The 26,969-nt window shown below is 48.5% G+C and carries 24 protein-coding genes; 9 read left to right on the forward strand and 15 right to left on the reverse strand.

All coding sequences use genetic code 11. From position 1 onward, the window contains the following. The first annotated feature begins 73 nt into the window (after positions 1-73). The 5 genes from ldtB (at position 74) to sanA (ending at position 4,144) form a co-directional block, all read left to right on the forward strand. Positions 74-994 (forward strand): L,D-transpeptidase, encoded by a 921-nt coding sequence (gene ldtB, locus GC128_RS11880; protein ID WP_064512447.1) that lies wholly within the window; start codon positions 74-76, stop codon positions 992-994. A gap of 190 nt (positions 995-1,184) precedes the next feature. Beyond that, on the forward strand, positions 1,185-1,586 hold the full coding sequence (locus GC128_RS11885; protein WP_064512448.1) for a CidA/LrgA family protein: 402 nt from the start codon (positions 1,185-1,187) through the stop codon (positions 1,584-1,586). Continuing rightward, positions 1,583-2,278 (forward strand): CidB/LrgB family autolysis modulator, encoded by a 696-nt coding sequence (locus GC128_RS11890; RefSeq protein ID WP_151994479.1) that lies wholly within the window; start codon positions 1,583-1,585, stop codon positions 2,276-2,278. Before GC128_RS11885 ends, GC128_RS11890 begins: the two co-directional genes overlap by 4 nt. Positions 2,279-2,408: 130 nt before the next feature. Beyond that, positions 2,409-3,293 carry a cytidine deaminase gene (gene cdd, locus GC128_RS11895; RefSeq protein ID WP_034458639.1) on the forward strand — a complete coding sequence of 295 codons (885 nt, stop codon included), beginning with the start codon at positions 2,409-2,411 and terminating at the stop codon, positions 3,291-3,293. Between the two features lie 131 nt (positions 3,294-3,424). Continuing rightward, a complete protein-coding gene (sanA, locus tag GC128_RS11900; RefSeq protein WP_134185249.1) occupies positions 3,425-4,144 on the forward strand; it encodes an outer membrane permeability protein SanA in 720 nt (239 codons plus the stop codon). A gap of 57 nt (positions 4,145-4,201) precedes the next feature. Here sanA and mglC read toward each other — a convergent pair whose 3' ends face one another. From mglC to GC128_RS11935, 7 genes are all read right to left on the reverse strand, one after another. Further along, the gene (gene mglC, locus GC128_RS11905; RefSeq protein WP_064512455.1) at positions 4,202-5,212 is read right to left on the reverse strand and encodes a galactose/methyl galactoside ABC transporter permease MglC; all 1,011 of its coding nucleotides are present in this window, start codon (positions 5,210-5,212) and stop codon (positions 4,202-4,204) included. Between the two features lie 20 nt (positions 5,213-5,232). Next, a complete protein-coding gene (gene mglA, locus GC128_RS11910; protein ID WP_151994480.1) occupies positions 5,233-6,753 on the reverse strand; it encodes a galactose/methyl galactoside ABC transporter ATP-binding protein MglA in 1,521 nt (506 codons plus the stop codon). An 81-nt stretch (positions 6,754-6,834) separates the two neighbouring features. Beyond that, positions 6,835-7,833, reverse strand: coding sequence for a galactose/glucose ABC transporter substrate-binding protein MglB (mglB, locus tag GC128_RS11915; RefSeq protein ID WP_151994481.1), 999 nt, complete (start codon positions 7,831-7,833; stop codon positions 6,835-6,837). A gap of 292 nt (positions 7,834-8,125) precedes the next feature. Beyond that, positions 8,126-9,148: an HTH-type transcriptional regulator GalS gene (galS, locus tag GC128_RS11920; protein WP_064512461.1), complete on the reverse strand. Its 1,023-nt coding sequence runs from the start codon at positions 9,146-9,148 to the stop codon at positions 8,126-8,128. A 155-nt stretch (positions 9,149-9,303) separates the two neighbouring features. Continuing rightward, positions 9,304-10,461, reverse strand: coding sequence for a DUF418 domain-containing protein YeiB (yeiB, locus tag GC128_RS11925; RefSeq protein WP_151994482.1), 1,158 nt, complete (start codon positions 10,459-10,461; stop codon positions 9,304-9,306). A gap of 19 nt (positions 10,462-10,480) precedes the next feature. After that, positions 10,481-11,146 carry a GTP cyclohydrolase I FolE gene (gene folE / locus GC128_RS11930; protein ID WP_064512467.1) on the reverse strand — a complete coding sequence of 222 codons (666 nt, stop codon included), beginning with the start codon at positions 11,144-11,146 and terminating at the stop codon, positions 10,481-10,483. A gap of 125 nt (positions 11,147-11,271) precedes the next feature. Further along, positions 11,272-12,396, reverse strand: a complete 1,125-nt coding sequence (locus GC128_RS11935) for a YbfB/YjiJ family MFS transporter (RefSeq protein ID WP_151994532.1) — start codon at positions 12,394-12,396, stop codon at positions 11,272-11,274. 107 nt (positions 12,397-12,503) lie between these two features. Between GC128_RS11935 and fghA the strand changes: the two genes are divergently transcribed. Further along, positions 12,504-13,334 carry an S-formylglutathione hydrolase gene (gene fghA / locus GC128_RS11940; RefSeq protein WP_151994483.1) on the forward strand — a complete coding sequence of 277 codons (831 nt, stop codon included), beginning with the start codon at positions 12,504-12,506 and terminating at the stop codon, positions 13,332-13,334. A 106-nt stretch (positions 13,335-13,440) separates the two neighbouring features. On the opposite strand, the gene cirA is transcribed toward fghA, so the two are convergent. The 5 genes from cirA to yieE form a co-directional block, all read right to left on the reverse strand. Then, positions 13,441-15,411, reverse strand: coding sequence for a catecholate siderophore receptor CirA (cirA, locus tag GC128_RS11945; protein WP_151994484.1), 1,971 nt, complete (start codon positions 15,409-15,411; stop codon positions 13,441-13,443). Between the two features lie 257 nt (positions 15,412-15,668). Further along, a complete protein-coding gene (locus tag GC128_RS11950; protein WP_151994485.1) occupies positions 15,669-17,138 on the reverse strand; it encodes an amino acid permease in 1,470 nt (489 codons plus the stop codon). Between the two features lie 207 nt (positions 17,139-17,345). Next, positions 17,346-18,455, reverse strand: a complete 1,110-nt coding sequence (locus tag GC128_RS11955; RefSeq protein ID WP_151994486.1) for an SDR family oxidoreductase — start codon at positions 18,453-18,455, stop codon at positions 17,346-17,348. Positions 18,456-18,694: 239 nt separating this feature from the next. Then, complete coding sequence (locus GC128_RS11960; protein ID WP_151994487.1) at positions 18,695-19,246, reverse strand: hypothetical protein; 552 nt, start codon at positions 19,244-19,246, stop codon at positions 18,695-18,697. A gap of 70 nt (positions 19,247-19,316) precedes the next feature. After that, entirely contained in the window at positions 19,317-20,183 is an 867-nt protein-coding gene (gene yieE / locus GC128_RS11965) for a DNA-binding transcriptional regulator YeiE (protein ID WP_134185229.1), read from the reverse strand. A 229-nt stretch (positions 20,184-20,412) separates the two neighbouring features. Between yieE and GC128_RS11970 the strand changes: the two genes are divergently transcribed. From GC128_RS11970 to GC128_RS11980, 3 genes are all read left to right on the forward strand, one after another. Continuing rightward, positions 20,413-21,462 carry a YeiH family protein gene (locus GC128_RS11970; RefSeq protein WP_151994488.1) on the forward strand — a complete coding sequence of 350 codons (1,050 nt, stop codon included), beginning with the start codon at positions 20,413-20,415 and terminating at the stop codon, positions 21,460-21,462. Positions 21,463-21,539: 77 nt separating this feature from the next. Next, positions 21,540-22,397: a deoxyribonuclease IV gene (nfo, locus tag GC128_RS11975; protein WP_151994533.1), complete on the forward strand. Its 858-nt coding sequence runs from the start codon at positions 21,540-21,542 to the stop codon at positions 22,395-22,397. Between the two features lie 2 nt (positions 22,398-22,399). Continuing rightward, positions 22,400-23,494, forward strand: a complete 1,095-nt coding sequence (locus GC128_RS11980) for a sugar kinase (protein WP_064512524.1) — start codon at positions 22,400-22,402, stop codon at positions 23,492-23,494. A 35-nt stretch (positions 23,495-23,529) separates the two neighbouring features. On the opposite strand, the gene GC128_RS11985 is transcribed toward GC128_RS11980, so the two are convergent. From GC128_RS11985 to GC128_RS11995, 3 genes are all read right to left on the reverse strand, one after another. Next, positions 23,530-24,780 (reverse strand): NupC/NupG family nucleoside CNT transporter, encoded by a 1,251-nt coding sequence (locus GC128_RS11985; RefSeq protein ID WP_151994489.1) that lies wholly within the window; start codon positions 24,778-24,780, stop codon positions 23,530-23,532. A gap of 94 nt (positions 24,781-24,874) precedes the next feature. Further along, positions 24,875-25,810: a pseudouridine-5'-phosphate glycosidase gene (locus GC128_RS11990; protein WP_151994490.1), complete on the reverse strand. Its 936-nt coding sequence runs from the start codon at positions 25,808-25,810 to the stop codon at positions 24,875-24,877. Beyond that, the gene (locus GC128_RS11995) at positions 25,798-26,739 is read right to left on the reverse strand and encodes a pseudouridine kinase (protein WP_151994491.1); all 942 of its coding nucleotides are present in this window, start codon (positions 26,737-26,739) and stop codon (positions 25,798-25,800) included. The genes GC128_RS11990 and GC128_RS11995 overlap by 13 nt, the downstream gene beginning before the upstream one ends. Between the last annotated feature and the right edge of the window lie 230 nt (positions 26,740-26,969).

A 26,969-nucleotide genomic window follows, 5' to 3' on the forward strand; every position in this document is an offset into this window, starting at 1 on the left:
ACATATAATGCGCGCTCAAATCGCTCCGTTTCTTCACTAACTAGCCTGCATGGCCATAAATACATTGCATAACATGAATATGAAACTACGCACAATTTTACTGGCATTTGTGGCTGTTGTGGCTTTTAGCAAAACAGCTTCTGCCGTGACCTATCCTCTGCCAACCGATGGCAGCCGTCTGATTGGTCAAAACCAGGTTGTCACAATTCCTGAAGGTAGTACCGCACCGCTGGAAGAATATGCAGCGCGTTACCAAATGGGTCTTTCCAACATGTTGGAAGCAAACCCAGGCGTTGACCCGTATTTGCCAAAACCAGGCACCATCCTGAACATTCCTCAGCAGCTCATCCTGCCGGATACCGTTCATGAAGGCATTGTTATCAACAGTGCTGAAATGCGCCTCTACTATTACCCGGCGGGTACTAACACTGTAATCGTGTTGCCAATCGGTATCGGCCAGTTGGGTAAAGACACCCCACTGAACTGGACGACCAAAGTAGAACGTAAGAAAGCAGGCCCAACCTGGACGCCGACTGCAAAAATGCATGCTGAATACATCGCTGCCGGTACTCCATTACCAGCCGTTGTTCCAGCTGGCCCAGACAACCCTATGGGTCTGTATGCACTGTACATTGGCCGCCTGTATGCAATTCACGGTACCAACGCGAACTTTGGTATCGGCCTGCGTGTGAGCCACGGTTGTGTGCGTCTGCGTAATGAAGACATCAAGTTCCTGTTCGAGAAAGTGCCAGTCGGTACTCGTGTTCAGTTCATCAATGAACCAGTGAAAGCAACTGTTGAGCCTGATGGTTCTCGCTACATCGAAGTACACAACCCACTGTCTACGACTGAAGAGCAGTTCAACTCGACTGAAATCGTGCCAATCACGCTGAAAAGCAATGTGACTGCGATTACTGCTCAGCCTGATGTTGACAGCGCTGTTGTCGATCAAGCTGTTCTGGGCCGTTCCGGTATGCCGGTTCGCCTGAACTAATCTATTGCTTGAGTAAACAAGCGGCCTGCAGGCCGCTTTTTTTATGCCTGCAAAACATGGTGAGATTGCCCAAAGCATTCTGGAAAGTTCCTTTGAGGAATATTTGGTATGCTCATAATTCATGATGTGATCGGTAGCACATTTTAAGCTTTAATTGTATGATGAATGCGTTTCTTAAAGGGTAATCACCATGCGTAACTTGCTCACCGTAATTTGGCAGTACCTGCGGTCTTTTATATTAATTTACATATGCTTATATGCAGGCATTGCTATCTCTTCGCTGCTACCAATCACCATTCCCGGCAGTATTATTGGCATGTTAATTCTGTTTGTTTTGCTGTCTCTGCAAATCCTGCCAGCCAAGTGGGTTAAGCCAAGCTGCCATCTGCTGATTCGTTATATGGCGCTTCTCTTTGTACCGATTGGCGTAGGCGTTATGCAGTATGTCGATGTGATTAAACAGCAATTCGGCCCGGTGGTGGTTTCCTGTTTTATCAGTACCTTGGTGGTATTAGTCATCGTGAGCTGGAGTTCTCATTTAGTGCACGGCGAACGTAAAGTTGTGGGTGAAAGTGAGGGCGAAACAAAATGATGCATCATATCTGGTGGTCTTTACCTTTAACGGTGGTGACTTTCTTTCTCGCCCGCCAAATCGGAATGCGTTATAAATCGCCGCTGCTGAACCCGTTACTGGTTTCGATGATTGTTATCATCCCTATTCTGGTATTCACCGGCACGCCTTATGATCACTATTTTGCCGGCAGTAAAGTGCTCAACGATTTGCTGCAACCAGCTGTCGTTGCCCTCGCGTTCCCACTGTATGAACAGCTACACCAGATTCGCGCCCGCTGGAAATCCATTATCACCATCTGCTTTATCGGCAGCATGGTGGCGATGATTACCGGTACATCGGTTGCATTATTAATGGGTGCCACACCGCAAATAGCAGCGTCAATATTACCTAAGTCTGTCACAACACCGATTGCAATGGCTGTAGGTGGCAGTATCGGTGGCATCCCGGCAATTAGCGCCGTATGCGTGATTTTCGTGGGGATTCTGGGGGCGGTATTCGGTCATAGTATTTTGAATCTGATGGGTATTAAAACCAAAGCGTCTCGCGGTTTATCGATGGGGGCTGCCTCCCACGCGCTGGGTACCGCACGTTGCGCTGAGCTGGATTTCCAGGAGGGTGCATTTAGCTCACTGGCGTTGGTAATTTGCGGCATCATCACTTCCCTGGTTGCTCCGTTCTTATTCCCGGTGATTTTGGCTGTGTTTGGTTAAAACTTGCGAGAGATCGCGCAATTTTGTTCTTTATTTCATATGTTGCATTTGTAATTAGATAAAGATCACATATAAAGCCCATGCAGAACCGTAAACTGCGGTTCAATTACTTGTTATGAGGCTACTACTTATGCGCTCACGTTTTCAGGCTGCTCTCGCACAGCTCCCGGCTTCTCTGCAAGCCGCTTTGCAACCCTTGATTGCTGATTCTCACTTCCCGGCAATGTTTAGTGCAACGGAAGTAGATTCACTGAAAGCCCAGACCGGATTAGATGACGATGCACTGGCATTCGCTTTGCTGCCGCTAGCAGCCGCCTGTGCTCGTGCTGATTTATCTCAGTTCTATGTTGGTGCAGTGGCTCGTGGCGTAAGCGGTAATCTCTATTTTGGCGGCAACATGGAGTTTCTCGGCTCCACCATGCAGCAAACCGTGCATGCGGAACAAAGCGCGATTACCCATGCGTGGATGCGCGGAGAAAAAGCCCTTGCTGCCATTACCGTCAACTACACGCCTTGTGGGCACTGCCGCCAGTTTATGAATGAACTGAACAGCGGCGTGGCACTGCGCATTAACCTTCCAGGCCGTAAGCCTGCAACCCTCGGCGATTATTTGCCTGATGCCTTTGGCCCTCGCGATTTAGAAATCAAAACATTACTGCTTGATGCAATGGACCACGGCTTTGCACTGCACGGTGATGAATTAAGTCAGGCGGCTATTGCAGCGGCAAACCGCAGCCATGCGCCATACAGTAACGCGCCTTCTGGTGTGGCACTGGAAATGCGCGATGGAACGATTTTCAAAGGTAGTTATGCTGAAAACGCAGCATTCAACCCTTCCCTGCCTCCGCTACAAGCTGCATTGAATCTTCTTAGCCTCTCAGGCTATGACTACAATGAAATTCAACGAGCGATCCTTGCAGAGAAAGCCGATGCGCCATTGACGCAATGGGATGCTACTGCCGCGACCCTGAAAGCTTTGGGCTGCCTGAATATCGACCGCGCACTTCTAAGCTAAAACTCACAGAACGGGCGTAAATGCGCCCGTTCTGGCTAATTTTAATTCAACCAACTCCGTGAATCTTGCTCTTAACCACCAGGTAAAGTAGCCTTGAATAAAATTTCATCCCTTTATTGAGCTGCAAGTCCATGTTGAAGCGCTTGTTTTATAGCCTGTTGGTCATCATCGGCTTGGCTGTGGTAGCTGCGCTGTGTCTTGACCGCTGGATAAGCTGGAAAACAGCGCCTTACGTTTACGATGAACTTCAGGATTTACCGTACCGCCAGGTCGGTGTGGTGCTGGGAACCGCCAAGTATTACCGCACTGGCGTGATTAATCAGTACTATCAATTCCGTATTCAGGGCGCTTTAAATGCTTATAACAGCGGCAAAGTGAATTATCTGCTTTTAAGCGGAGATAACGCCCTGCAGAGTTACAACGAACCGATGACCATGCGTAAAGATCTGATTGCCGGTGGCGTTGACCCTGCCGATATCGTGCTCGACTACGCAGGTTTTCGTACTCTGGACTCGATCGTACGTACTCGCAAAGTGTTTGATACCAATGATTTTATTATTATCACTCAGCGTTTCCATTGCGAACGTGCACTGTTCATCGCCCTGCATATGGGGATTCAGGCGCAGTGTTACGCCGTTCCTTCACCGAAAAATATGATGACTGTACGTATCAGAGAGTTTGGTGCACGTCTGGGGGCGCTGGCAGATTTGTATATCTTCAAGCGTGAGCCTCGTTTCCTTGGGCCGCTAGTCCCTATTCCCGCCATGCATGAAGTCCCCGAAGATGCACAAGCTTATCCGGCTGTGACGCCAGAGCAGTTGCTGGAATTGCAGAAGAAAGATAAGAAATAGAGGCATAAAAAAACCCGCACATATCTTGCTGTGCGGGTCTTGGTAAAACAAAGAATATTACTTCTTACGAGCGTACTTCAGGGAATCCAGGGCTACTGCGAAGATAATAATCGCGCCTTTGATAATGTACTGCCAGTAAGGGTTCACGCCGATATACGTCAAACCGTAGTTGATAACCGTAAAGATGATTACACCGGTCACTACGCCTACAACCGTACCCACGCCACCGCTGAATGACACGCCGCCTACCACACACGCCGCAATTGCATCGAGTTCGTACATAAAGCCGAGGTTGTTGGTTGCAGAACCGATACGACCTGCTTCTAACATCCCACCGAAGGCGTAGAACACACCTGACAGCGCATAAATCATGATCAGGTTCAGTGCAACGTTAACGCCTGAAACTTTAGCCGCTTCCGGGTTACCACCGATGGCGAAGATGTTCTTACCAAAGCGAGTTTTGTTCCAAAGCACCCATACGAACATCACAGCAAATAGCGCATAGAACGTAATGTAGGATAGCCGGAAACTTCCTAACGCAATAAAGCCCTGGGTAAATGTCGAGAAATGCGACTCAAAACCAGAAACCGGCGATGCTCCGACAAAGTCGTAATACAGGGAGTTAATACCGTAAACGATAATCATGGTACCCAAAGTGGTGATAAACGGCGTCACGTTCAGGTAGGCGATGATAATTCCGTTCACCAGACCAATGACCGCACCGATAGAGCACACGATAAGCAGTACCACCGGGATAGGCAGGCTGTGCATCTCAGGGAAAACTTTATTGACGTTGTCCATTGATTGCAGAAGTGTAGCCGCGATTACCGCCGCAAGCCCCACCTGACGACCAGCAGAAAGGTCAGTACCCTGGGTCACAATCAGCCCCGCCACACCCAATGCAATAATAATACGCACCGAGGATTGGGTCAGGATGTTACTTAAGTTGAGTAAACTTAAAAACGTCGGATCCTGGAAAATAATAATCGCCAGTAGCACCAGCAAAACGACATAAATGCCGCCTTCTTTCAGATAAGTTAGAAAACTTTTCTTATTTAACGCACTCATTTTCAATAGCCCCTAAATTATCAAAGATGCACTGACGCAAGACGTAAGATTTCGTTCTGCGTGGTTGTTTTAGTGTCTACAATTCCGGCAACAAGACCATTGCTCATCACCAGAATACGGTCTGTAATCCCTAACAACTCCGGCATTTCGGACGAAATAATAATGATTCCTTTCCCTTTCTTAGCAAGTTCAGCAATCAGCTGATAAATTTCGAACTTAGCACCAACATCGATCCCACGAGTTGGCTCATCCAGCATTAAGATCTCAGGCTGCGTTAACAACCAACGCCCGATAATAACTTTCTGTTGGTTACCACCAGATAGCGAACCAATAGAAGTACGGTGACCAGGTGTTTTTACACGCATTGAGTCAATTACCCATTGGGTATCACTTTTCATGCGTGAATTATCTAATAAGCCAACTTTGTTTTTATAATTGCGAATATTAGAAATCAGCGAGTTAAAACCAATATCCAGATAGGCGTAAATCCCTGTTGAGCGACGCTCTTCGGTGACTAACGCAAAGCCATGGTTAATCGCTTCATTGGCCGAATGGTTATTAATTTTTTTACCGTGCAGATTAATGGTTCCGGCAGATTTTTCGCGGATACCAAATAACGTTTCAACGATATCAGTACGCTTCGCACCGACCAGACCGGCAATACCGAGGATTTCCCCTTTATGTAAATCGAAGGAGACATCACGAATTGAAGGCTGACGCAACGAAGTCAAATTACGCACTTCCAAAATCACGTCACCCGGCACGTTCTCTTTTGTCGGGAAGCGTTGGTTCAGAGAGCGTCCTACCATCATGGAGATGATTTTATCCATGTCCAGCCCTTCTAATGGCTGGGTGGCAATCCATTGTCCGTCACGTAAGATGGTTATCTCATCACACAGCTGGAAGATCTCTTCCATTTTGTGAGAAATATAAACAATGCCGCAACCACGCTCTTTTAATTTACGAATGATTTTGAAAAGGTGGTTAACTTCCTTTTCTGTCAATGAGGATGTTGGCTCATCCATAATGACAATTTTGGCATTGTAAGAGAACGCTTTAGCGATTTCGATCATCTGCATTTGTGATACCGATAAAGTGCCCACGCGTGCTTTAGGGTCAATATCAATATCTAGCTCATCAAAGATATGTTTGGTATCACGGTACATTTTGTCTTGATCGACAAACATACCTTTGGTTGGGTAACGCCCCAGCCACATGTTATCCATAACAGTACGTTGTAATACCAGGTTTAACTCCTGATGTACCATCGAGATACCGTTTTCCAGCGCTTCTTTAGTGCTGGAAAAATTTACTTCTTGCCCCTGAAATAGAATGCTGCCGGAATCTTTGCTGTAGATCCCAAAAAGACATTTTAATAACGTTGATTTACCAGCCCCGTTTTCACCCATTAATGCGTGAATAGAATGAGGACGGACTTTTAAATTAACATTATCCAGTGCCTTAACGCCGGGGAATGATTTATTAATGTTGGTCATTTCCAACAAATATTCCGACGACTGATTTGTAATATTGTCGACCATAATTACGGTTCCAATAGTGTCACTGAGCGTAAGTTTTGAACCGGGCGTATAAATACGCCCGGTATAAACCAACTACATTACTTATTTACCAGTAAATTCAGCCAGATTGCTCTGATCAACACCTACATAAGGGATACGAACGATTTTGTCTTCGATTTTCCACTTAGTGCCATCAGCGGCAGGCTTACCAGCGGCCAGGTTTTTAGCCAGGTCGAAGGTTGCTTTTGCCTGGTTATTAGCATCGTTCAGAACGGTACCGGCCATTGCGCCTGATTTAACCAGTGCCAGCGCTTCTGGCAGGGCATCCACACCAAATACTGGAATAGAAGATTTGTTGTGCGCTTTCAGTGCTTCAACTGCACCCATTGCCATCGCATCGTTGTTGGCAATAACCACTTCGATTTTGTTAGCGTTCGGGCCAGACATCCATGCGTCCATCTTATCTTTCGCCTGAGCGGTGTCCCACATTGCAGTATCTAACTGCAGCTGTTGGGTTTTCAGACCTTTATTGTTCAACTCTTTGATAACGTAGGTCGTACGCGCTTCAGCATCCGGGTGACCTGGTTCGCCTTTCAGCAGTACGAACTGTACCTGACCATCTTTGTTAAGATCCCACGCCGGGTTAGCCGCCCAGTGTTTTGCAATCAGGTCGCCCTGAATGATGCCTGATTCTTTAGAGTCAGTACCGACGTAGTAAGCTTTGTCGTAGCTATCCAGCGCTTTGCGAGAAGGTTCTTTGTTGTAGAACACGATTGGAATGTTCTGGCCGCGCGCTTTTTCGATAACGGTGCCAGCAGCAGCCGGGTCAACCAGGTTGATTGCCAGTGCTTTCACGCCTTTTGCCAACAGTACGTCAATCTGATCGTTCTGCTTGGACTGGTCATTCTGTGAGTCGTTCATCAGCAGTTCTACGTCTGGCGAAGCTTTTGCGTCTTTCTCAATCGCTTTGCGAACCACTGACATAAAGTTATCGTCGTATTTGTAAATGGTCACGCCAATACGGGTATCAGCTGCATGAGCGGCTGCACCAAACAACATGCAAGACATAACGGCGGACAGGGTCAAAACCTTCTTATTCATGGTATCTCCGGTTTTTTTGCAGGGTAGTTCTTAGGGGTATTCAGGCAGGCAGCGTTGTTACAAAAACGTTACTGAATGCCGAAAATTTTTCTGTTCTAAAAAACTCTTCCGTGTTCAATAACATTCCATAACAGCTTTTATTGGTAGTTTTTTGCCGAATACCTATAAGTAAACTGATTAGTCACCGTTACATATAGTTTCAGCTGATAAGACGCTGACATCATAGTCATCGCATTGTTAATTAACTGTGAATTTACTCACAAATTGAAACCGGTTACATAAAAGACTTTTTTCAGAGAGTGATCGGTGCCGCAATTTGCCGTGGAGCAACAGAATGGCGACGAACTAAAGTCGGCATAAAACAGTGTGTTGCACCATTATCGAGCGTTCCTGCCGCCCCTTGTAACGCCAGTTCGGTCGCCAGGCGTGCCATTGAAACAATGGGGTAACGCACCGTTGTGAGTTGTGGATCGGTGTAACGCGCGATCGGAATATCATCAAATCCAATCACTGAGACATGATGTGGCACGACAATGCCATTGTCTTTCAAAGCAGTTAACGCACCTGCTGCCATGCTGTCGTTATAGGCAAATACCGCACTGAGTTGCAGATTGCGGCCTAACAACTCGACCATTGCCGCTTCACCACCCTGCATATCGGGTGAACCCACGCCCACCCAGCTTTCGGGCGGTACAATCCCTTGTTCACTCATGCCACGCAGCCATCCTTCCCGGCGCTGCGCGTTGTCTTCAATTGCATGGCTCGATGCCAGATATCCGATGCGCTGATGACCTTGATTAAACAGCATTCTGGTCGCCATCAAAGCGCCACTGACATTATCAAGTCCGACACATCGATGCTCGTACCCGGGCACAATACGGTTAACCAGCACCATGCCAGGAATGTGATCGAGGAACTCGGCCAACTCTTTATCACAGAGTGCTTTAGCATGAACAATCAATGCGTTACAGCGCTGACGAATCAATACCTCAATGGCATGACGCTCTTTTTCTTCCTGATGGTAGCTGTTGCCAATGAGCACATATTTGTTGTGCTCTTGCGCCACAACATCCACCGCTTTGACCAATGCGCCAAAAAATGGATCGGACACATCCATCACCACTACACCAATTGTATCGCTGACCTGCGTTGCCAGAGCCTGGGCGTTAGCATTCGGGCGATAGCCCAATTGCGCCACCGCCTGCATCACACTTTCACGGGTATCAGCGCTAACCAGCGCGCTGTTATTGAGTACACGGGATACGGTCGCCACGGAGACGCCGGCGATTCGGGCAACGTCACGAATGGTGATCATATTTATCACCAGGCGAAGGAGGAATTAGTCTCATGAATGCACCCTGTATATGGCAAGGTGGCTATTCTGGCAGCGACTTGGGAATGACTACGTGAGGATGATCACACCAATGAAAACGGTTACATACATATCGTTAACGTTTGTGATGTATATCATTATCTTGCTGGATGCTTCAGTGATACCCCTGCAGCACGTGCGGTTAGTTGTCTCCAGAGCCACTCAACAGGCCCCTGACGGAAGTAACGCAGCCAGAGCATAGAGAATAATATATTGATTGCCCAGACAAAAGGCACAATTCCCAACAGGCTCAGGCGGTCAAACTTCATGAACCAGCCCATGCGGAAGAAAAAGGTAGTGCAAATCACTGTTTGCAGTAGATAGTTCGACAATGCCATTCGCCCGACATGCGCTATCGCATTCACCAGACGCAAGCGCGACAACTGCGGCCAGTAGCCAAATGCGAGTGCTGCATAGCCAATAGTTTGAAACGGTGCACTCAGTTCACGCGGCGCTTGCAGCAAGAAAGCACACCAGCGATACATCCAGCCAAGATGCCACTGGGCATAAATCGCAGGAATGTTAATTAGCAACCCAACCACAATCAGCCACACGCCAATGCGGCGATAATGATGCAGACTAAACTCCCCTCGCAGCCAGCCACTGCGCATTAATGACGCGCCAATCAGCATCATCCCCGCCAGTTGCCAACCGTATTGTGCGCCCAGAGCTACAAGGTTTGATGAGAGCAAATCGATGCGATTGCTAATGGCCTCCGTCCCGCCGTTAAGCTTCCACCACTGTTCGTACTGCAAATTTGCAGCATCAGGGATCCACGAGCGGTTCGGTGCATCGCCGGAAATAAAACCTAGCAATAGCAGCACGCCAATACCGGTGAGATACAAGATAACGCCAGTATTAAACAATGAACGATTACCCGGTGCATCACGAATCAGACGCCAGCACACCAACCCCACTAAACCGTAGGCCAGCAAAATATCGCCATCCCAAAGGAAAATAGCGTGCATAAAACCGAGCAGAACTAATAACGTCAGACGTGACTGAATCCAGCGTTTGCCGCGATGTAACAACATCTGCAAGCCCGCGCCAAATAACAGAGCAAATAAGGTGAGGAATTTTACCTGAGCAAAGAGATCTAAAATCGCCCACGTCCAGGCATCGTGACCAGTAGCGGAACCGGACCAGGCTGGATTGAGATACGCAGCCTTCGGCAAACCGAAGGCCACGATATTAAGCAGCAGGATGCCGAGAATAGCGACGCCACGGACAAAATCCAGCGTAACGTTTCTACTCATACACCCTACCTAATTAATGTTAGTTATGACGCACTGCGCGCAGGAATTCCTGGCGTGTATTTTGGCTGGATTTAAACAATCCACCCAAAGATGTGGTTGTCGTCGCACTAGTCGCATCCTGCACGCCACGTGCTTTCACACAATAATGGACTGCATCAATAGACACCGCCACATTGTTGGTGCCAAGTAAGGTTTGCAGTGCAATCAGGATTTGCTGGGTTAAGCGTTCCTGAACCTGCGGGCGCTGCGCAAAGAACTGCACAATGCGGTTAATTTTCGACAAGCCAATCACGGTATCTTTCGGCAGATAAGACACTGTCGCTTTACCGTCGATAGTCACGAAATGGTGTTCACAAGTGCTGGTGAGCGTAATGTTGCGCACGGTGACCATCTCATCAACCTTCATCTTATTCTCAATGACGGTGATTTTTGGGAAGTTGGCATAATCAAGGCCGGAGAAAATCTCATCGACATACATTTTAGCGATGCGATGTGGGGTTTCCATCAAGCTATCGTCGCTGAGATCAAGATTCAGCAACTGCATGATTTCCGTCATATGCCCGGCAATCTCGCGTTTGCGGGTTTCGTTATCGAGCTCACGCAATTGTGGGCGCAGTGGCGTTTCCAGGCCGCGTGCAACCAATGCTTCGTGAACCAATGCGGCTTCTGGACTTAGTGATGACATGTTGTTTTCTCCTGCAGGTGTGACTGACCTCGGCCCTACATGGGGCAAAGTGTGCGCTCATTGTGCGTGAGCACGGTCGCATAATCCAGTAGTGCGAACGATAATTATTGAAATCGTCAATACCTTTACTCTTTACGCCAGACGAGGCCGCCGCCAATCAATAATGCTACGCCGGCTACGTATAACGCAGGCTCAAGTTGCCCGGTAAGCGAAGTCGATAATGCTGACAGCATCGGCCCCACCAGTTGCCCCATGGCATAACCGGTAGTGAGTAATCCTGCCATGTAACGGGTATGCTTTGGCGCCAGTTCGCGTCCATATTGCAACGATAATTGCACCGCACATAAGAAGCCACCTCCCACCAGCAACGAACCTAAAACCAGCCCGACCATACCGGGAATCATATCTGAGGCGAATACCCCAAGTGCTTGCAACCACAAAACCAGCGCCAGGCGTTGATAGCTTTGCAGCTTTTGACGCGCGGCAATGCCGAGCAAAATGCCGCACACTGCCGCTCCGCCAAATATCGGCCAGACGAACTGCGCAAACGCGCTACCAGGAAAGCGTGCGCTCGCCATCTGCGATAAAAATGTGGCGGGCAGAATATAACCAAACCCGGCCAGGCTATAGCTCCACACCAGGCGTTTGAGTTGTGGCGTTAACACCAGCGGCTCGGGTGCCGTTTCCGGGCGGTGCAACTCCCCTTTGCGTGGCAAATTTCGGGCGATTAACAGGATAAACAGCAGCGCCAGAGCGCCATAAACCAGCCAGGCACTGCTTGCTGACAACCCGTAACTGTGGATTGCCACCGCCAACAACCCGCTGACAAATATTCCCGCCCCCGGCCCTGCGAACACCGCCGCACTTAACCCTGGCTTGCCTAAATGTGCCAGCTGCTCATTGCTCCAGGCGGCGATTAACACCATCGCCCAGCCGCTGGCACAACCAATCAGAAAACGAATTAATGCGTGCCACAGTGCGGAATCTACGGTTGCTGAAAGCAGCGTTAACAGCACCGCCCCCCAGACGCCCGCCATTAATCGCAGCTCGACACGCCGGTGCGCCCGCATGGCATCCCACGCGCCAACCAGATAGCCGAGGTAATTAATCGCTGCTACCAAACCCGCGCTGGTTAAGGTAAGTTGCCCTTCTGCTATCATCAACGGGACCTGCGGCGTAAACGCAAAACGGCCAATGCCCATTGCAACCACCAACACCAGAAACCCAGTCAACGCGATACGTGCCGCCACTATCACCCCAAATGTTGCGATTTCGTTGCCAGCATGATGCCGCATGGCTAGACTGGGGTGAAGTGAAAGTTATTCATTGATATTGAATATATTTGAGGAACCTCTGGATGGAACTGCTTGAAGAACACCGATGCTTTGAAGGCTGGCAGCAGCGCTGGCGCCATGATTCCGCGGTACTGAAATGCCCAATGACGTTCAGTATTTTTCTGCCAACGCCACGTACGACTCCCCCACCGGTGCTCTATTGGCTCTCCGGTTTGACCTGTAATGACGAAAACTTCACCACCAAAGCGGGCGCGCAACGAGTCGCTTCTGAGCTGGGAATTGTTTTGGTCATGCCTGACACCAGCCCGCGTGGCGAAAATGTGCCTAATAATGAAAGTTACGATCTCGGCCAGGGTGCAAGTTTTTACCTGAACGCCACCGAACAGCCGTGGGCCGACCATTTCCGTATGTACGACTACATTAATGATGAGTTGCCAGCGTTGATTGCTGATAACTTCAGCATCAGTGAGAAAGCCTCTATTTTCGGGCACTCTATGGGCGGCCACGGTGCGCTTAGCATCGCGTTGAAAAACCCGGGCCGTTACTGCTCTGTTTCTGCTTTTGCGCCGATTGTGAACCCAACCCGCGTGCCGTGGGGGCAAAAAGCCTTTAATGCTTATTTAGGTGCTGACGAAGGGAAATGGCGCGAGTGGGATAGCTGCTGGTTGCTGATGCAGGCCGATACTACCCATGCTATTCCTGTGCTTATCGATCAAGGTGATGCCGATCAGTTCCTAGCAGACCAGCTACAACCGGCACAATTCGCTGAGGTTGCCCGGCAAAAAAGCTGGCCGCTGACCCTGCGCGTGCAGCCGGGTTACGACCATAGCTATTACTTTATTGCTTCGTTTATAGAAGACCACCTGCGTTTTCATGCGGAGCATTTGGCGTAATTCATTGCCCTCACCCCGGCCCTCTCCCCCAGTAGAGGGAGAAAGCCGGATGTCCCCTCTCCCGTGGGAGAGGGCTAGGGTGAGGGCAAAAGGGCAAAAGCTCAAATCAGAACGTGTAATCCACCGCCATAAAGTAACGACGGCCATCTTCGTTGTAACTGTAATCGTCACGACTCAGATCTTTATCACCCAGGTTCATGACGCCCGCACGAAGTTTGATAGCTTTTGTCGCTTTCCATGCCGCTCCCGTGTTCCACACTACATAACCGCCAGGCGTTGGCGAGCCATCGGTTGTTGCGCGTTGCTCACCGGTGTAGTTTGCGGAAACATAGAATGACCAATCATCCAATGGCGCCCAATCCACCGTACCGTTCGCGGTATGGAATGGTAGTGAGGCTAATGGTTTGTTGCCGCCACCGCTCAAATCTCGGCCATCGTTATAGGTGTAGTTCAGAGTGAGTTTCCACTGCTCGCTGAACGGCACTTTCAACTCAGTTTCAACACCACGAATACGCGCTTTGTTGACGTTGTAGTATTTGAAGATAGGGCGGCCCGCGCTGTCAAAACCAACAAAGTTTGGATATGACGGTGCCTGGCTGATACTCGAAGTACGATTGATATCAATCATATCGTCGAGGTTGTTCTGGAAGGTAGTGATGCTGCCTGAAACCCCGTCCAGCAACCCTTCATCACCCGCGTAGTACAAACCTAACTCGAAGCTTTCGCTGGTTTCAGGTTTCAGATCTGGGCTGCCGACAATCTTACAAGAGCCGCGACAAGAGTTGCTGGTCCAGTCCGGGCTAAGTTGCAGTAACGATGGCGCTTTAAATGCCGTCGCCCAGCCACCTTTCATGGTGATGGTATCTGTCGCGCTGTACACGAGGTATGCGCGTGGGCTCCAGTGGTCGCCGTAGGTTTCGTGGTCGTCCATACGCACGCCGGTAGTCAGCGCCAGCGGTTCAAAAATCCGCCACTCATCTTCTAAGAACAGTGCGTACTGGCTGGCAGACGTTTCGGAACTGTTGCCGCCAGTGAGGTTTACCGGGTCTGACAGCTTATCGTGTCGCCATTCCCCACCGAAGGTCAGTAACTGGTTAATTTCGCCCAATGGCAGAACCAGTTTGCCGTCCAGGCTGTTATTGCGCGAGGTGATTGGCGAGCTATTGCCTGGATTGAGGTTATCAATCTTATCGCCATAAAAACGCAGTTCGGTATTGCCGTAATCCCAACGTCCATTGTGAGAAATGGAGTAATCCTGGCGCTCCATGCGGTTTTTATTCAGCGAGTCCGAATCACGGTCCTGGCGGTCAAAACCATAACCAAAGCTCATGTCCTGATTTTCTGTTGGCGTCAGGGCAAATTCAGCGCTGCCGCTACGGGTTGTAAAACCTTCAATACGCGGCGTTTCACCTGTTGCGCTGGTGCTGGAAGCCTCTTGTTTATCTTTCTCACGCTTGCCGAGGTTGCCGTAAACTTTCACCCCAAGCAAGTCGTCGATAATGGGGCCACTGGCAAAGAAATTGCTGTTATAGGAATCACCGCGATCGCGTTTTTCCTGAATGGTGGTATCCGCCGTTACGGTGCCATGCCAGGCTTTGCCAACTTTGCGCGTAATAATATTCACCACACCACCCAACGCATCCGAACCGTAGAGCGAAGACATAGGCCCGCGCACCACTTCGATACGCTCGATGGCATCAACCGGAATCCAGTTAAGGTCAAAATCATTGTGGCGGAATACCGCATTGCGCGAGTTCACCCGCTTGCCATCCACCAGAATCAGCGTGTAGCTGCTACTCAGGCCACGAATACTGACGCCCTGGCGGTTATCCCCTTCATTGGTGAGCTGCACACCAGGAACTTCCTGCAACACATCTTTCAGGTTCTGGATCGGTTTCTTTTTCAGATCTTCTTGAGTGATAACGCTAATACTGGCAGGGGCATCTTTGAGATTTTGCTCGGTAGCAGAAGCAGTAACAACCATAGTGTCTTCACGTTCTTCGGCAAAAACCGGAAACGCAGCACTGATTATCGACGCACAAAGTCCTCCCCGGACGATGGGATTCAACCTTAACATTCCTTTCTCCATGAGGTGAATGGCAAACTAAACGATGGATTGCGCTCACATTCCTTAATGCGTTGCTGGCTACTTTGGCAAACAACTGCGCGCGGTACTCTCCGACATCCAGCCGAGGTAAAGCGTGGCGATACCATAAATTAAACGAGAATGGTTATCAATCAAATTGTTAAGGTTTGTAATGTATCGAAAGGGGATAATGCGGAGGGCTAATGTGAGAGTGGATAAAAAGGGCGCGATAATCGCGCCCTTCAGAGTTACTTTTTAAAGGTTTCCGGGAATGTCATTTCGCTATATTTCACGAAACGAGTACCTCTCGTAATCTTATAGCCCCACCAGATTGCCAGGAACAGCGGGATACCAATATAGGTAGCCGTTACGCCTGCCCAATCGATTTTATCGGCAAGGAACGCTTCGTAGTTCTGGCCAAGCGTAATAATCAGACACAGCACGAAGGCAAAGATTGGCCCCAGCGGGAAGAAGCCAGAAACATATGGCAAATCTTTAAGATCAAGCCCTTGCTTCACATAACCACGACGGAAACGGTAGTGGCTAATCGCAATACCCAACCAGGCGATAAAGCCGGTCATGCCTGATGTGTTCAAAAGCCACAGGTAAACTGTCTGGTTACCGAACATAGAAGTCAGGAAGCACAGACCCGCTACAACAGTGGTTGCGTACAGCGCGTTACGTGGCACACCGCCACGGGAGAGCTTAGAGAAAATACGTGGTGCTTTGCCGTCGCAAGCCAGGGTGTACAGCATACGCGTTGAAGCATACATCCCTGAGTTACCTGCAGACAGTACCGCAGTCAGAATAACGGCGTTCATTACCGCTGCTGCAGACAGCAGGCCAGCATGCTCGAAAACCAGTGTGAACGGGCTAACACCGATATCTTTAACATCGTTACGCAGCAGGCTCGGATCGGTATAAGGAATGATCAGGCTGATAATCAGAATCGCGAACACATAGAACAGCAGGATACGCCAGAACACCTGACGCACAGCGCGTGGAATGTTCTTGCCTGGGTCTTCAGATTCGCCCGCAGCCACACCGATAAGCTCAGTCCCCTGGAACGAGAAGCCGACTATCATCGCGACACCAATCATCGCGGAGAAGCCACCAGCAAACGGTGCATCACCAATTGCCCAGTTGCTCCAGCCAGCAGGTTGCGCACCTTTAAAGATGCCGAGGATCATCATCACACCGACAATGATAAAGATGACAACGGTGACAACTTTAATCAGTGAGAACCAGTATTCTGCTTCACCAAAGCCTTTTACGGAGATGTAGTTCAGCAAGAACATGATGCCGAGGAACAGTGCACTCCAGATCCAGCCCGGGGTATCAGGGAACCAGTAGTTCATCACCAGTTGTGATGCGACCAGGTCAACAGCGATAGTTACCGCCCAGTTGTACCAGTAGTTCCAGCCCAGTGCGAAACCGAAGCCTTCTTCAACGTATTGTTGCCCGTAGGTGGCAAAAGAGCCCGAAACCGGCATATATGCCGCAAGTTCACCCAGGCTTGTCATCAGGAAGTACACCATCAGACCAATCAGCATATAGGAGAGCAACGCGCCGCCAGGGCCCGCTTGAGAAATGGTTGCACCAGAGGCAACAAATAGCCCAGTACCGATGGAACCGCCGATGGCGATCATCGTTAAGTGGCGCGCTTTTAACTCACGGCGTAAGCCAGGCGCTTGTGTTGTTTTATCTTGAGAAACCATAGAAAATTGCGGTCCGTCCAAAAAATGAGGCGAGATTGTAGCAAACCAGAGTGAGACTTATAGTAGAAATACGCTGTTATAAGAGAGCTTCATAATCGGCGGCGGATTATAAGTAACGCACTTATACCAATGAGTCGGTGAGAGGTTTTTTTCGACATTTGAATGAAATGCGGGAATCCCTTCCCCTGCAGGTAATAGAAGTTACTGCTATTTAAAATCGACCTTCATTAATTCGGGGATAGTGACATCACGTGTCGTTTCAACGCAGCGGTTGATGTAATCGACAAAACGCGGCGGCGGTGACATACCTAAATCCAACAGTTTCTTATTCGAGAAACGCACATTCAGCCTAGAAAATTCACCATATAAACGCATTGCTCTTAGCATCAGTCTTTCATTACAGGGGCCGTAAATAGTTTTGAAATCTCTGCGTTCTTTTACCAACTCGCTGTAATCAACTTGCTGATAAGTAGAATAAATAGGTTTTTGATTGAGTGCCGCGGCCATCGCTTTATCTATTTCGACAAACTGCGTGCTACCTGTGTCACCCGCTGATATGTGATAAACCTTTTCGCTTAGCTTTGAGCGTTTTGTTAATAACAAAAGTGCCTCAGCACAGTAATCCACAGGAATAACATCGATTTTATCTTCCATTGAACACATGAACTTCCCAAGCATCAGCGCCATGCGGAATACCCAGAAAATGCTGCTGGATGGACGGCAACCTTCTTCACTGTGCCCTACCACAATTGAAGGGCGAGCAATAACTAAAGGCAGTTTCGGGCAATGTTCTACCATCAATTGTTCAATGGTGGATTTAGACCACGTATATTGAACCAAATGCTCTTCTTCAGGCTTGCGCGCCATGCTTTCTGTTACCAGCGTCCCCGCATCCGGTACACATGACATCGCGGTTCCCACATGTACAAAACGGACCAAACCCGACACATCCGCCATCCGTTTGACGAATTTAAGCGTACCTTCAACGTTCACTTTCCAGATCAGCGCATTATCGCCAAATGAAGCGACAGCAGCGGAGTTGATCACGTGGGTTACAAAAGAGAGCCTGGCATCATCCAAAAAATCTTCTGAAGCAGCTAAATCACCGAGTAATATGTTTTCTTCATTAATTTTATTAAGTAAGGCTTCACTGCATCCAAACTTAGCAAGGTTATTCCTGACCCTAACGACACCTTCTTTAGGCGAGTTCGCCCTAACTAATAACAAGTATGAGTTAATTGAAGAATCAGAAAGCGCGCGAGCTAATACAGCACCACCCAGAAAACCTGTGGCTCCGGTAATCAATAAGTTGCTCATTTTAGAAACTCTGGATTTAAAAACGCCATACTAAGTGGCGATTTATAAACAGCACATAAATAAAAACAATAACAAAAAGCAGGGTTGAATTTTATTTGTAACTTACTGTATTCATGATTAATTTATAAAATCACAAATTAACTCCGTTTAAATACGGTATATTGATTTTATAATTTATTAATGTCTTGCGAGACCAAGCAGGCAACTTTAAATTAACAACAATTGTATAATTTATTTTATTAAAAAATGAGTTTATATATGTAACCACTAGAAATCATAGCCAAAAGAGTGCCAGTCAAAATAATTAGCATGGTTGGTAGTACACGTGGCTGCGCAAACCAAAATGAATTCAGCCCCTTTTTAATCCGCATAGACTGCACCGATTCAACACAACCCATGCAGAAAAAGGTGGAGCTGATTAGCGTCAACCAAGGGCTGATATCAAGCCCTTTCCAGGCAAAATAGGCATTAGAAAAGTGAAACTTTGCCAGCAAACAGGCTGAACAAAATCGAGGAAAGTAACGCCTCCCAATCAATAAAATTGTCGTGCCTACTGCGGCCCCCAACATCACCCACTGCATTGCAATACCGTGTAATGTAACGATATCAAGCAGTAAAAATCCCGTGCCAACAACGATGGTTAAAATTGCGGCACAGTTTGCACAAAGTCGATAAAGGTTCAGGTTGTCGGTATAGCGATCGGGTGCAGTTTCTTTTACATCCATTGATTCATAATCTCTGACGTTTACAAGGCTGGTAACAGCCTGTTTGCTGCGCAGCAGGATACCCAAAACAGCAAAGTCTTAATTGATTTTAAACAAGGCCGCCCTGTAAACAACACCACTAAATCAAGCTATTCTGCTACTCATCGCAATATTTCAAAAAACGCTGTAAGGCATTAGAAATATGTTTCTGTCGATGGTGAATCCGATACAAGGTACGCACCAGGCGTGGCAATGGTACTGGCACTTCCACCAGCGAGCCTGTTTCCAGTTGTTCCGCAATCACCCTTCTCGACAGGCAACTGATGCCAAGACCATGGCGCACCGCATGTTTAATGGCTTCCGAATTTCCCAATTCCATACCGAGATGAAATTGTGGCAGATGAGAAAGTAGCAAGTAATCGACAATTTCACGTGTACCAGAACCTTTTTCGCGCAGGATCCACTGCTGCTGTGCAAGACTTTCCAGAGTAACCGGCTGCTGCAATAAAGGTGCGCTTGGTGGCGCAAATACGACGAGCTCATCTTCCAGCCAGGGCTCGGTCACCAATTCGGTCATATGGCTCGGCCCTTCAATCAGACCAATATCAACCCGGAAGTCGGCAACTGCGTTAATCACATCCTGACTGTTGCCAACGCTCATTTCCAGCGGGAGATTTGGAAAGTCGCGGCGATAATGAGCAATCATTTCCGGCAGAATATAATTGCCTATCGTGCTGCTGGCATAAACGCGAATGGCACCGTTATCCTCTTTAAACAGTTGTTCGACTTCTATTGCCTGCTCGAGCAAACCCACCACGCGCGGATACAGCAAACGGCCATGTTCATTGACAACCAGGCGTTTGCCTACCCTATCGAACAATTGCACGCCTAACTGCCCTTCGAGATCGGACAGCGCTGCACTGACCGCAGACTGAGACAACGCCAGCATTTGCGAAGCCTGAGTAGTAGAGCCGCTTTTGAGGACTTCAGCGAAGACTTCAAGTTGCCGCAGTGTGATATGCATAGTGGACACGCCTTAACACTTATTCAGATTGATTATAAATATATAATCAATTTTATTTTTAAGCCACCAGGACTTACTCTTTTGTCAATAAAGCCAAAATAATTCGAGTTGTAGGAAGGCGGCAAGCGCGAGAACCCCGATGAGCTTACGCCGGTAAGTGATTCGGGTGAGCGCGTGCAGCCAACGCACCTACAGCTTGAAGTATGACGGCTACACAAAGGAGAAGGTTATGGCTACGTTATCAATTCCCACTCATCGACATACATTGTGGCATTTCCTGCCAGGACTGCTGCTTGCAGGTGCAATTACTGCACTTGCGCTTTGGTTGGGGAATATTCCCTCCGTGGCAGGTCTCGGACTCGGTGCATTAACGCTCGCGATTCTGTGCGGGATGGTGATTGGCAACACGCTTTACCCGAAAATCTGGCAACACTGTGATGGCGGTGTACTGTTTGCCAAGCAACATCTGTTGCGTCTTGGGATCATTTTATATGGTTTTCGACTGACTTTTTCGCAGATTGCGGATGTCGGCGCCAGCGGCGTCATTATTGATGTTCTGACATTAACCAGCACCTTCGCCCTCGCCTGCTGGCTGGGTCAGAAAGTGTTTGGCCTGGATAAACAAACCAGTTGGTTAATTGGTGCCGGTAGCAGTATTTGCGGTGCTGCGGCGATTCTGGCAACCGAGCCGGTTGTGAAAGCCGAAGCCAGCAAAGTAACCGTAGCGGTCGCAACGGTGGTGATTTTTGGTACGCTTGCGATCTTCATTTATCCAATGATTTATCCATATGTCACACAATGGTTCACACCGGAAGCCTTTGGTATCTACACCGGTTCAACCATGCATGAAGTTGCACAAGTAGTGGCTGCGGGGCATGCAATCAGCCCTGAAACTGAAAACGCGGCGGTCATTGCGAAAATGCTGCGCGTAATGATGCTGGCTCCATTCCTGATTTTCCTGGCAGCTCGCGTCAAACAACTGGCTCCGTTGGGCCAGGCGCAGAAAAGCAAAATCACCATTCCATGGTTTGCGGTGCTGTTTATTGTGGTTGCGATGTTTAACTCACTGCACTTACTGCCAGCCTGGGCGGTCAATGCATTGATAACACTGGATACTTTCTTGCTAGCAATGGCGATGGCGGCTCTGGGTTTAACCACTCACTTTAGCGCGCTGAAAAAAGCCGGTGTACGCCCGCTGCTGATGGCTCTGGTGCTATTTATCTGGCTGATCGTTGGCGGTGGCGCAATTAACCTTGGTATCCATCACCTGATGGCATAAAGAGGTACGGAAAATTCCTGTCTAACCCGCTATCATTGTCCGTTTCCCGATAGCGGGTTTTGACAGGAGTAAGAATGATGAAGTTTATTGGCGCACATGTCAGTGCTGCAGGTGGTCTGGAAAATGCCGCAATTCGCGCGCACGAACTCGAAGCCACTGCTTTTGCCCTGTTCACCAAAAACCAACGCCAGTGGCGTGCAGCTCCGCTCACTGACGAAGTTATCAGCAATTTCAAACGAGCCTGTGAAAAGTATCATTACGGGCCGGGACAAATCCTCCCTCACGACAGCTATCTCATTAACCTTGGCCATCCGGTTGAGGAAGCGCTGGAAAAATCCCGTGAAGCCTTCATTGATGAGATGGAACGTTGCATGCAACTGGGTTTAACGCTACTGAACTTCCACCCAGGCAGCCACCTGATGCAAATCCCTGAAGAAGAGTGCCTTGCACGCATTGCCCAGTCGATAAACATCGCGCTGGATAAAACCGAAGGCGTGACTGCGGTGATTGAAAACACAGCGGGCCAGGGCAGCAATCTCGGTTTTCGTTTCGAGCATTTGGCCGCAATTATTGATGGTGTAGAAGACAAATCCCGAGTCGGCGTGTGTATTGATACCTGCCACGCCTTTGCAGCGGGTTATGACCTGCGCACCGAAGAAGACTGCGAAAATACTTTCGCTGAATTCGAGAGAATTGTTGGGTTCGAGTATTTATGTGGCATGCACCTTAACGACGCGAAAAGTGCTTTTGGGAGCCGTGTCGACCGCCATAACAGTCTGGGTGAAGGCAATATTGGTCACACGCCGTTTGCCTGGATCATGCGTGATAACCGTTTCGATGGGATTCCGCTAATTCTGGAGACGACGAACCCGGATATCTGGGCTGAAGAGATAGCCTGGTTGAAAGCTCAACAAACTGAACAGGCGGTTGCATAACCATGAACGACAGGGAAAAGCAGATACTCAAAATTCTGCGTCGCAATCCTCTTATTCAGCAAAATGAAATTGCTGATATTTTGCAAATCAGCCGTTCACGTGTTGCAGCCCACATTATGGATTTGATGCGTAAAGGGATGATTAAAGGCAAGGGCTACATCCTTACCGAGCAAGCGTATTGCGTGGTCGTCGGCGCGATCAATATGGATATTCGTGGTGTTGCGGATATTCATTATCCGCAGGCGGCCTCCAACCCTGGCAGCATTCACTGCTCGGCAGGTGGCGTGGGCCGCAATATTGCACATAACCTGGCGTTGCTGGGTCGCGATGTGCATTTGATCTCAGCAGTAGGCAGCGATTTTTACGGCGAAACGCTGCTGGAACAGACACGCCAGGCGGGTGTCAATGTCTCCAGTTGTATCCGCCTGCATGGGCATAACACCTCAACCTATCTGTCCATCGCCAATCAGCAAGAAAAAACGGTACTGGCGATTAACGATACCCACATTCTGCAACAGCTCACGCCGCAATTGCTTAATAGCTCACGAGATCTGATTCGCCACTCAGGTGTAGTGCTTGCGGATTGCAACCTGACGCCGGAAGCCATTGAGTGGGTCTTTACCATCGCTGATAATATTCCTGTCTTTATCGATACCGTTTCTGAGTTCAAAGCGGCAAAAATCAAGACCTGGTATTCGCGTATTCATACCCTGAAAACCACGCAAAAAGAGCTGGAGATTCTGTGGGGCCAGCCAATAAATTCCGACGCAGACCGCCTACAGGCGGTGAATGCCCTGCATCAGCAAGGTGTGCAGCAGATCTTTGTTTGCCTGGAAGATGAGTCTGTCTTTTGTAGTGAGCACAACGGTGAGCAATTCTTACTTTCCCGTCCTGCACATCCGGTGGTTGACAGCTTTGGTGCCGATGACGGCTTTATGGCAGGTCTGATTTACAGTTTTCTGGAAGGGAGTGATTTTCGCGATAGCGCAAATTTTGCGATGGCCTGTGCGGCATTATCACGCGCCAGCATTAGCATAAATAACCCAACACTTTCCGCCGATAACGCGCTTTACCTGTTACAAACCACGAAAGCATGAAGTAGCGTGCCAGTCGCCGCTGGCACGCATCAATGTCATGCCAAACCAATAAAGAAACCGGCAATGGTGGCGCTCATCAGATTAGATAGCGTAGCTGCGGCCAGCGCCCTCACTCCCAGCTGCGCAATTTCTGGCGCACGCTTTGGTGCAATGGCAGAAAACGCACCAACCACCACACCGATAGAGCCGAAGTTTGCAAAGCCACATAGCGCAAACGAGATGATTGCGATTGTCTTCACATCCAGCGTCCCGGCAGTTTGCAGATACGGAGAGAAGTTGAGATACGCAACAAACTCGTTAATGGCCAGCTTCTGGCCAATCAGGCTGCCAGCCAACGTCGCTTCACTCCAGTCAACGCCCATGAGCCAGGCCAGCGGGGCAAGAAGATAGCCAAAGATCCCTTCAAGTGTGGCATGCCCATAGCCAAACCAGCCGCCAATGCCGCCGATAATGCCATTAATCATCGCAATAATCGCAACAAAAGCCATGACAACCGTCGCCACACCTGCTGCGATTTTCAGCCCGGTCATCGCCCCACTTGCCGCGGCTTCAATAATGCTTTTTGGCGGTGTTTCGGTGAATGACAGGTTCTCAAAGGTTACCTGAGATGCTTCTGTGGCCGGGCTAAGCATTCTGGCGAACAGTATGCCGCCTGGGATAGCCATCAGAGATGCCGCCAGCAGATAATCGATTGGCACGCCCATTCCGGCATAGCCAATCATCATTGAGCCAGCAATAGAGGCCATCCCGCTGCAAATTGCGGTAAACAGTTCATTACGGTTAAGGCGATCAATAAAGGGTTTCACGATCGCCGGGATCTCATTTTGCCCGAGGAAGATGGTGGTGACGGCAACGAATGATTCGATCTTACTGATGTTCAACGCTTTTTGAAAAATACCGCCAAGCACACGGATAAGCAGCCCCATCACGCCAATGTAGTAGAGCAAACTGATAAGCGCGGTAACAAAAATGATGGCAGGCAATACACGGAAGGCAAAGATAAATCCGGCGCCGTCAAACAGTACATCCATTTTCGGCCCCACCAGTGAACCAAAGATAAATGCGCTACCGGCATCACTGTATGACATCACTTTGTGCACACCGAGTGCTGCCTGTTCAACAAGCCATTTTCCAGGAGGAAAATATAGCATGATGCCGCCAATGGCGATTTGCAGTAATAACGCCGCGCCAACGGTACGCAGGCTGATACGTTTTTTATTTACTGACAGCAGAAATGCGATTGCCAGTAATACCGCCATACCCAGAATACTTCTCATTATATCCATAATGATTATCCCTTCATGCCAGGAAACCCGACGTTAACGCCAGGTTTTGGTATGTTTGATATTCGCGGGCGACCGCTGTGCCCATGGTTTTTTATCAGGCGAGCCGCTGATATTCTTTGGCAATCTCGCAGGCTAGTACGGCGTTGTTAAACACCAACTGAATGTTGGATTTCAGGCTATCGCCACCGGTGAGTTCCGCCACACGTGCCAGCAGGAATGGCGTGCTCTCTTTTCCTACCACGCCCTGCTCTTCAGCCTCCCTTACCGCCCGGTCGATTGCTGCGTTAATTTTCTCCTCCGCCATCGCAAACTCCTCTGGAATCGGATTCGCGATAACCAGGCCACCGCTCAGGCCAGTTTTCCATTTCACCGCCATTGCGCGAGCTATTTCTTGCGAGCTATCCAGACGAATACTGACGTCAAATGAACTGGTGCGGCAGAAAAATGCTGGCAGAGCTTTGGTCTGATAACCAATTAATGGAACACCAAATGTCTCTAAATATTCAGTCGTTAACCCGAGGTCGAGAATAGATTTCGCACCTGCACAAACAACCGCGACATTAGTATTTGCCAGTTCTTGTAAATCAGCAGAAATATCAAATGAATGTTCTGCTCCACGATGTACACCACCAATCCCACCAGTCGCAAAGACTTTAATTCCGGCAAGAGCAGCAATAATCATAGTGGAGGCAACTGTCGTGGCACCATTTTTCCCGGCTGCGACAACAAAAGGTAAATCACGACGACTGACTTTTGTCACGCTATGACCTTCACGGCCCAATAATTCAATTTCATCTTTACTTAAGCCGACTTTCATTACTCCACTAATAATAGCGATTGTGGCTGGGACGGCTCCGTGCTTACGAATAGTCTCTTCTACTTCAATTGCTGTCTGTGCATTCTGAGGGAAAGGCATGCCATGAGAAATAATCGTTGATTCCAGTGCAACAATCGGTTTTTGACTATTTAATGCTTCCTGTACTTCTGGTGAAATTTGCAATAATTCGGATGAGATATTTAATTCAGACATTCTGTGTTCTCCACTAACGATGTAACATTCGCAACAGATAAATCAGGGTTATTGGTATATTCACAGGCAAGTGCCATCGATGAACAACCCTGCGCAAATCGAACTGAATCTATAAATGGCAAACCATCCATCCAGCAGGAAACAAGCCCTGCCATCATGGCGTCACCGGCGCCGGTAACATTAATGACTTTAGTTTTAACGGGCGCAGACCAGCCGCTTTCCCCATTGATATCGCTGTAATAAACACCGTCTCCCCCCATACTGAGCACCAGACGGTTTAAGCCATGCTGATGAAACCAGGAGGCAACTTTTCCTACATCGTCCCGGCTGGAAAGCGTAATCCCACTGAGGGTTTCCGCCTCAAGTCGATTGGGCTTCAGGGTGTGGATTTGATTGAGCCGCTCGCGAATTTTGACGCACTTCCAGGCTGAAACCGGGTCAACAAACACCGGTACATCGTGTACATGTTCCAATACCCAAGCCAGTGTTTCTTCGCTGAGATTACAATCAACGACGATCACTTTTGCTCCACCAATAAAATCAGCATGTTGTGTTAAAAATTCTGCAGAAATATGATTGGTAATACTCATGTCATTAATGGCAACGAGCATCTCACCGGTATTATCAAGGAGTGATAAATAACTTGATGTATTTTCCCCTGGCACGACAAGGCATTTATCGACATGCACTCCAGATTTATTTGTTTGTGCCAGCAATGACTGACCATAAAAATCACCGCCCACAGCAGTCAATAACCATGCATTTTTACCAAGAAGTGCCAAATTATGAGAAATATTTCGACCAACGCCGCCTGGCGTAAATTTTATTTTGCCTGGATTTGAGTCAGCATAATTTAAAGATGCATTTGAATACCCGGCAACATCCATATTGGCCGAGCCAACAATTACTATGTATTCCTTTTCACGCATAGCTCGTCCTCTGGCAATAAACTGCCATAAAAATGAGTTTACCAGGTAGATAAACCACCATGAGTTTACTTATTAGAGCACATGTTCATATTCAAACATGTGTTTATAGTAGGCGTGTTTTGAGCAAAGTAAATACATCATCCAGATCTAAAATGAATAGATATGAACAAAGTCACAATTTTTTGTAGGTACAGTTTGCAAGGCAGGGGGAGATTTGAGAGGTGGGATAC

The organism is Buttiauxella massiliensis, from assembly GCF_902500225.1.
In the GTDB taxonomy this organism is placed as follows: domain Bacteria; phylum Pseudomonadota; class Gammaproteobacteria; order Enterobacterales; family Enterobacteriaceae; genus Buttiauxella; species Buttiauxella massiliensis.